Here is a 6479-nt window from a genome sequence, read left to right on the forward strand (position 1 = left end):
CATGGGGCATGTACAAAACATTCATTTACTTTTAAAAAAAGAAGAGATCCGGCAGAATAAGCTTTCCGAAGGAGAGAAAGTGGCGGTCGTCCTCGATGTGCTGTTAGCGACCACCTCGATCATTTCGGCGCTTCATAGCGGAGCTCGCCGGGTGATACCTGTCATGGACCCTACTGAGGGCTTGTTAATCAGCAAGGAGGAGGAACAGGGTGAGTATGTATTGGCAGGAGAGGTTAATGCGGCGCCTGTTGATGATTTGATCTATCCAAGTCCGACGCTGTTGAAGAAGATGGTACGCGATAAGACGCTCATCCTGTCCACAACCAACGGAACGGTTGCTTTGAGAAATTCTGCCGCTGCCAAAAAGGTGTATATCGCTTCTTTGTTGAATAACCCGTCTGTTGCAGAAAAAATAAAACGACAGCATCAGTCCGAAACGATCATCATCGTGTGTTCCGGAAACTCAGGTGAATTCAGCCTGGAGGATTTTTACGGGGCAGGACATTTGATCGATTGCCTGATGCTTGGCTCACGGGAGAGATTCATCCTCAATGATGCCGCAAAGGCTGCAAAGGCGCTCTATCGCACGAATATCGAAAATGCTTTCGATATCCTGCAATCATCATATGTCGGACAGCTGTTCGACAGGCACAGCTTGATCGACGATTTGAAATTGGCTGCGAATAAAGGCTCGATCGATCTTGTTCCCGAAATGGTGGATGGAAGAATCGAAGCTGAATCAAGCAGGCTCGAATTGCAGCATCAAAATCCGGATAAGAGGTGAAAGTGATGAAATTCTCACAGTCAATAGCGGTGGTGACAGGAGCAGGTTCCGGAATTGGGAAAGCTACTGCCCAGCGTTTATCGGATGAAGGGGCAAGCGTATTGCTGGTCGGGCGGACCAAAGCGAAGCTGAAGGAGGCGGCAGCTGAAATAAATGCCAGGCATACCAGGCCGGTCGCCAATATTTTCCCGGCAGATGTGACGGACGAGGAAGATGTCATGGAGCTTGCGATGTATGTGAAGGAACATTATCGCGATCTTCACATTTTAATCAATAATGCGGGCGGATCAAGGTCCTCGAAGCTTTTGGACACCTCAGAGGATGATTGGGACATGGTTCAGGATGTCAACTTGAAAAGTGTATTCCTTGTGTCCAAGCATTTGGGGAAATTGATGGTGGAAGGAGCGAGCGGAGAAGTGGGAGACCGTGTAAATCGGGCAATCGTGAATGTCGCTTCTTTATCGGGACATCAGGCGGGAGCAGTCATTCCCCACTACAGCTCAGCTAAAGCAGGGGTCATCAGCTTAACGAAATCTCTGGCATTGGAACTGGCCCCTGCGGGTATCCGGGTCAATTCCGTTTCGCCAGGATTCATCGAAACACCATTAACGGAGGATGGACTGCAAAATGAAAAATTCGTGAAGTCCATCCAGCGGAACACGGTATTGGAACGGGTGGGGAAGGCTCAGGAAATTAGCAACGTCATCGCGTTTGCTGCATCAAGTGAGGCCTCCTATATGACGGGGACCGACATTCTTGTCGACGGCGGCTGGCTAATCAAATAATAAGGAGATGGGAAAATGATAAAAGACCATTTATTGACAGAGGTAACAGGCAATGTATTGATATTGACTTTGAATCGACCTGAAAGTTTGAATGCCTTCAGTCCGGAGATGATTTCCAACTTGACGAAGGAAATCAAGGAGATTAAAGAAAAGCCCCATATAAGGGCAGTCGTCATCAAAGGGTCGGGACGGTCTTTTACCGCTGGCGGCGACGTGAAATCGATGGGGAAGGCCTCTGCCGGCCAATTATATGACCATGTCGGGAGGATGAATGATTGTATATTGGCTCTTGATGCTGCCGAGGTTCCCGTAATTGCTGCCGTCCATGGGTTCGCGGCAGGAGCCGGCTTTAATTTGGCCCTTGCCTGTGATTTGATCATTGCCTCCGAAGACAGTCAATTTGCCATGAGTTTTTCCCAGGTTGGCTTGATTTCGGATGGAGGGGGTTCGTACTTTTTACCGAAGCTGGTAGGACCACATCTTGCAAAGCAGCTCTTTTTCTCGGCTGAACCGATTTCAGCTGAGCGTTTATATCAGTTAGGCATCATAAATTATCTATGTCCACTCGATCAACTTGAGGAAGAAACATTCACGCTTGCGAAAAAGCTGGCCAATGGACCGACAAAAGCCTATGGAATGATGAAAAAGCTCGTTAGCCATTCATTTACGGCGACACTTGACGAAATGCTCGAGCAAGAGCGAATTACTCAAACGCTGATGGCGTCAACGGAAGATCATTTAGAGGGAATTGCTGCTTTCAAGGAGAAAAGAAAACCGGAATTTACCGGAAATTGAGGAGGGGAGGTACCAAGATGAGAGCGATTCAATTCAAAGAATATGGCGGGCCGGATGTACTGAAAATGACGGATACGGAAAGACCTGTCCCAACTGGGCATGAGGTGCTGATTGAAATTGATTGTGTCGGCGTCAATTATGCGGATACTGCCAGAAGGGAAGGGCAATATGTCGTACCAACGCCGCTCCCGTTCATCCCAGGTGCGGAAGTGGCTGGAGTTGTGGTGGAGGTTGGCGGGAAAGTGACCAAAATCAAACCAGGTACAAGGGTGGTAAGCTTAATTGAATCAGGTGGCTATTCCGAATATGCCCTGTCCGATGAATACTCTGTCATTCCGCTTCCAGATGCCATTTCCTTTCATCAAGCTGCAGCATTGCCTCTCCAAGGGCTAAGCGCTTATCATATTTTAAAGACGATGGGACGATTGCAGCAAGGAGAAACGGTATTAGTACATGCCGCAGCAGGGGGAGTGGGAACGATTGCCGTCCAGCTTGCGAAAATCTTCGGTGCAGCTAAAGTGATCGCAACTGCCAGCACGAAGGAAAAGTTGGAGTTGGCTAAAAAACTGGGGGCTGATGTACTAATCGATTACACGGAGGAAGGCTGGGAATTGAAGGTTCGCGAGGCCACAGGAGGGAAGGGAGTTGACGTGGCGCTGGAGATGGCTGGGGGTGACATATTCAATAAAACGTTGAAGTGCCTGGCACCATTCGGCCGTCTTGTTGTATTTGGCAATGCCAGCCGTGAGGGCTATACGATGAACCCGCAGCAATTAATGAGACGCAATCAATCCGTCGTAGGCTTTTTCCTGCCCCAAATCATGAAAAATCCTGATTTGCTTTTGCCCAGCATCGACGACCTTTTTTCATACGTTGCATCAGGAGAGCTTAAACTGACGATCGGCGGAATCTATCCGTTTGAAAAGGCAGCCAATGTTCATGAAGAAATGAATACCCGTCAAACGACCGGGAAATTGATCTTGCAGGTTAAATGAAGGAAAGGGGTGCACCGAAGGAGCGGTACACCCCTTTTTCCCAAAGGATTAAAAGCAAAGAGCAATTCAATCCGTTTCGGCGCTGACATCTTTTTCAGGATGCAAAAAGGGCGGCTGGGGCGTTCTTTTTGCTTCTAAGAGTTCACGGTTTTCCGCTGTATTCCAGCCTATATCATTGGTGGGATGGATCCATTCGTCTCCAGCCATGATTTCGGGATCGGTATCTTCACTCCAATTTTCAAGGGGGGAGTTTTCTGATGCATATTTACTGTCCCCGATCACGACGCCGTAATCATTAACAAATGGAGCTTGTGGTTTTATGCCCGTTCCTTTAAAGCTTGGCGCATTGATTTGGTGCGGCTGTGTATCCGCGATGATGGGTGAATCCATTTTCTTGTTCTTTTTCATAGCCTATCTCCCTTTTTTGTTTACGGTTATTTTTCTCGTCTGTCCCTATATTATCCCTGAATAATTTCCGTCCTAATTACCCCATCATAAACCGTTAACTTTATTGAAAAAGGATGGATGAAAATGAAACGGAAAGCCAATGTGGATGGAGCTGTCAAAGCAAGTAAAACCCCAAAAAGAAACCAAGCTGAAAATGACTTCTCAAATGAGTTTGCAGCAGAAGAAAACCCAATGAAGGGTGCCAACCGCAATTCAAAGCAGGGCAGAAAAGGAAGAAGTTAATGAATAAGGACAAGCGGCCCCAAGCGGAAAAACAGATCGGAGAACATGTACGGACAGAGTTCGGAATGGAATTCAGCGGTGACATGAACGCAACCAAGATTTATGAAATATTGGCAAAAGAAAATAAAAAGCGGGATAATAAGTAAAAAAAGGGGACGGATCCATTTTGGATCCGTCCTTGTTCTTACAATACAGAAATTCTTGAATCGGGCATGGCGAAGACCTTTGAGCCATTACCGCCCGGATCGAAATAAGTGAGCATGATCGAAGGCTTCTCGATGATGGTTCCCTCAGTTAAATAGATACCCAAATCAAAAGGGAGGGCCTCAAGCAATGTATGTTTGTGGATTTCCTTTTCATTAAGCCCCAAGGCTGAATATTTGTCCCCAAGCAGCTCAGGTTCGGATAAGATGGCATCATAAATCTCTTTCCGCCCTTGTTTGTCCAGTGATGGTTCCCACCATGGTTTACGCGGCTTGAATTTTTGATTATTGAAATAATCCAACTTCATGAGACCTGTAATAGTTTCCAGCTGACTCGGCTCACGGAATGCCAGAAACTGCAGCAGCCGTTTGAATAAGTCCTCCAATTGATGTCCGATACGGGACCACCCTTGTTGATCCCAAAATGTTCCGAAGGCCTGAAAAAAGTCAAAGGGCGATTGAAAGACCGTGTTGACCAGGTATTCAGTCGCATGATCCATCCTATGATCATTCCAGTACTTTTCAAGAACATCCTCCACTTGCTTGATCCGCACGATATCATCAAAGGACAAAACATTATTCCCGAGAATTTCATAGGGTGCATGTTCACTGTAAATATACCGATGTTCATCGGCACGTATCCTCAACCCAGTCCCGCGGAGCATTTTCAAAAAGCCAAGTTGCATCTCTTCTGGTCTGAGTGCGAAAACATCATTGAAGGTCTTTTTGAAGGTTAGATAATCTTCTTCAGGTAAACCGGCAATCAAATCTAAGTGCTGATCTATTTTCTTGCCTTCTTTCACCATCGTAACGGTCCTGGTCAGTTTTTCGAAGTTTTGTCTTCGCATGACGAGATCATTCGTATGGTCGTTTGTTGATTGTACACCGATTTCAAAGCGGAACAGCCCTGCGGGAGCCTTGTCGTTCAAAAACTGGATAACCTCCGGACGCATGATGTCTGCAGTGATTTCAAACTGGAACACCACTCCCGGCTGATGTTCATCAATCAAGAATTGGAACATATCCATCGCATAGCTTCGGCTGATATTAAAGGTCCGATCAACGAATTTAATGGTCTTTGCCCCATTATTCATCAAGTACCTGATATCTTCCTTAATCTTTTCACGGTCAAAATACCTGACACCCACTTCGATGGAGGAAAGGCAAAATTGGCAGCTGAACGGACAGCCGCGGCTGGTTTCGATATAGGTGACCCGCTTGGATAGATCACGGCGGTCTTCTTCCAAACGATAGGGGGTAGGAAGCGATTTGAGATCAACCTTGCCGTTCTGCGGCTGGATGATTTTTTTTCCGTCCTCCCGATAGGCGATGCCGCCAATCCTCTTATAGTCTTGTGATCCTTCTATTTCAGATAAAAGGGACTTGAAGGTGACCTCACCTTCTCCCATTACGATAAAATCAGCTCCGGGAATTTGGTCAAGCCACTCGTTAACATCATACGTAACTTCAGGCCCCCCGAGAATGATGATTAATTCTGGATTGATTTTTTTAAGCATGGCTATGACTTTCATCGTTTCCTCGATATTCCAGATATAACAGCTGAATCCGACGACATCAGGTTTTTTGGAATGAAGGTCACCTACAATGTTCATGATCGGGTCTTTTATCGTATATTCCGCCAGCTGCACCTCATAATCCGGCTGGGCATACGCCTTTAAATATCGTATCGAGAGCGATGTATGGATATATTTTGCGTTAAGGGTACTAATGATTATATTCATCATGAAGAAACGCCTGTCTCCTTTCATGTTCTAATTAAGACAGTAAACACTAACGAGTAATTCTACCATAGCCTACACCATTTGAAAAACGGATAACCAGAATTATTATTTTATAAACCATCAGTGAAAAGGGACTCCGCAACCTGAACGTTGGAAGCCCGCTTCATTATTATCGAGATTACTGAAACGAAAGGTGTCAGACTCCCACTTGGGAATGTCGTACATAGGGGGGATCTCCCAAGCGCTAGGGAGAAAGCGCCCGGAACGTCCGCTAAAAAGCTTGTGCCGGATTGTGTGCAATGAAAAGGGGAGTATCAAAAGAATGCAGGTGAACTTCATTATCCTCGAGTTCACCTGCATTCATAACAGCTTTCTTTTAAAAAGCTTCAGACTGTAGACAAACTCGATGAAAATCGAGTTTGTCTATTTTTATGGCCTGTACAATTTAGACGTTGATTTCCACTCCAGGCACTCGCTTTCCGCGG

8 protein-coding genes are annotated in these 6479 nt (G+C 46.2%); 6 read left to right on the plus strand and 2 right to left on the minus strand.

Going from position 1 to position 6479, the window contains the following annotated elements; translation table 11 throughout:
- Nucleotide 1: 1 nt before the first annotated feature.
- Genes AS888_RS23445 through AS888_RS23460 form a run of 4 tightly spaced genes read left to right on the plus strand, consistent with a single transcriptional unit; the run spans nucleotide 2 to nucleotide 3359 of the window.
- Nucleotides 2-784, plus strand: coding sequence for a 2-phosphosulfolactate phosphatase (locus AS888_RS23445; protein WP_061144500.1), 783 nt, complete (start codon nucleotides 2-4; stop codon nucleotides 782-784).
- A 5-nt stretch (nucleotides 785-789) separates the two neighbouring features.
- Nucleotides 790-1569: an SDR family NAD(P)-dependent oxidoreductase gene (locus AS888_RS23450; RefSeq protein ID WP_061144501.1), complete on the plus strand. Its 780-nt coding sequence runs from the start codon at nucleotides 790-792 to the stop codon at nucleotides 1567-1569.
- A 15-nt stretch (nucleotides 1570-1584) separates the two neighbouring features.
- On the plus strand, nucleotides 1585-2364 hold the full coding sequence (locus AS888_RS23455; RefSeq protein WP_061144502.1) for an enoyl-CoA hydratase/isomerase family protein: 780 nt from the start codon (nucleotides 1585-1587) through the stop codon (nucleotides 2362-2364).
- Nucleotides 2365-2381: 17 nt separating this feature from the next.
- Nucleotides 2382-3359, plus strand: coding sequence for a quinone oxidoreductase family protein (locus AS888_RS23460; RefSeq protein ID WP_061144503.1), 978 nt, complete (start codon nucleotides 2382-2384; stop codon nucleotides 3357-3359).
- A 66-nt stretch (nucleotides 3360-3425) separates the two neighbouring features.
- On the opposite strand, the gene AS888_RS23465 is transcribed toward AS888_RS23460, so the two are convergent.
- Nucleotides 3426-3767: a DUF3905 domain-containing protein gene (locus AS888_RS23465; RefSeq protein ID WP_061144504.1), complete on the minus strand. Its 342-nt coding sequence runs from the start codon at nucleotides 3765-3767 to the stop codon at nucleotides 3426-3428.
- Between the two features lie 123 nt (nucleotides 3768-3890).
- Between AS888_RS23465 and AS888_RS26225 the strand changes: the two genes are divergently transcribed.
- Both AS888_RS26225 and AS888_RS26230 read left to right on the plus strand, forming a co-directional pair.
- Nucleotides 3891-4049, plus strand: a complete 159-nt coding sequence (locus AS888_RS26225; protein WP_061144505.1) for a hypothetical protein — start codon at nucleotides 3891-3893, stop codon at nucleotides 4047-4049.
- Nucleotides 4049-4195 (plus strand): hypothetical protein, encoded by a 147-nt coding sequence (locus AS888_RS26230; protein ID WP_185113159.1) that lies wholly within the window; start codon nucleotides 4049-4051, stop codon nucleotides 4193-4195. The genes AS888_RS26225 and AS888_RS26230 overlap by 1 nt, the downstream gene beginning before the upstream one ends.
- Before the next feature lie 38 nt (nucleotides 4196-4233).
- Here the strand turns inward: AS888_RS26230 and AS888_RS23475 are convergent, their stop codons facing one another.
- Complete coding sequence (locus AS888_RS23475) at nucleotides 4234-5994, minus strand: B12-binding domain-containing radical SAM protein (RefSeq protein ID WP_061144512.1); 1761 nt, start codon at nucleotides 5992-5994, stop codon at nucleotides 4234-4236.
- Between the last annotated feature and the right edge of the window lie 485 nt (nucleotides 5995-6479).

Origin of the sequence: Peribacillus simplex (assembly GCF_001542915.1) — a bacterium.
GTDB classification, from domain to species: domain Bacteria; phylum Bacillota; class Bacilli; order Bacillales; family DSM-1321; genus Peribacillus; species Peribacillus simplex_B.

Bases quoted from the DNA above. Each gene is read 5' to 3' on its own strand.
- AS888_RS23445 (WP_061144500.1), top strand. From the start codon at position 2: ATGGGGCATGTACAAAACATTCATTTACTTTTAAAAAAAGAAGAGATC.
- AS888_RS23450 (WP_061144501.1), top strand. From the start codon at position 790: ATGAAATTCTCACAGTCAATAGCGGTGGTGACAGGAGCAGGTTCCGGA.
- AS888_RS23455 (WP_061144502.1), top strand. From the start codon at position 1,585: ATGATAAAAGACCATTTATTGACAGAGGTAACAGGCAATGTATTGATA.
- AS888_RS23460 (WP_061144503.1), top strand. From the start codon at position 2,382: ATGAGAGCGATTCAATTCAAAGAATATGGCGGGCCGGATGTACTGAAA.
- AS888_RS23465 (WP_061144504.1), bottom strand. From the start codon at position 3,767: ATGAAAAAGAACAAGAAAATGGATTCACCCATCATCGCGGATACACAG.
- AS888_RS26225 (WP_061144505.1), top strand. From the start codon at position 3,891: ATGAAACGGAAAGCCAATGTGGATGGAGCTGTCAAAGCAAGTAAAACC.
- AS888_RS26230 (WP_185113159.1), top strand. From the start codon at position 4,049: ATGAATAAGGACAAGCGGCCCCAAGCGGAAAAACAGATCGGAGAACAT.
- AS888_RS23475 (WP_061144512.1), bottom strand. From the start codon at position 5,994: ATGAATATAATCATTAGTACCCTTAACGCAAAATATATCCATACATCG.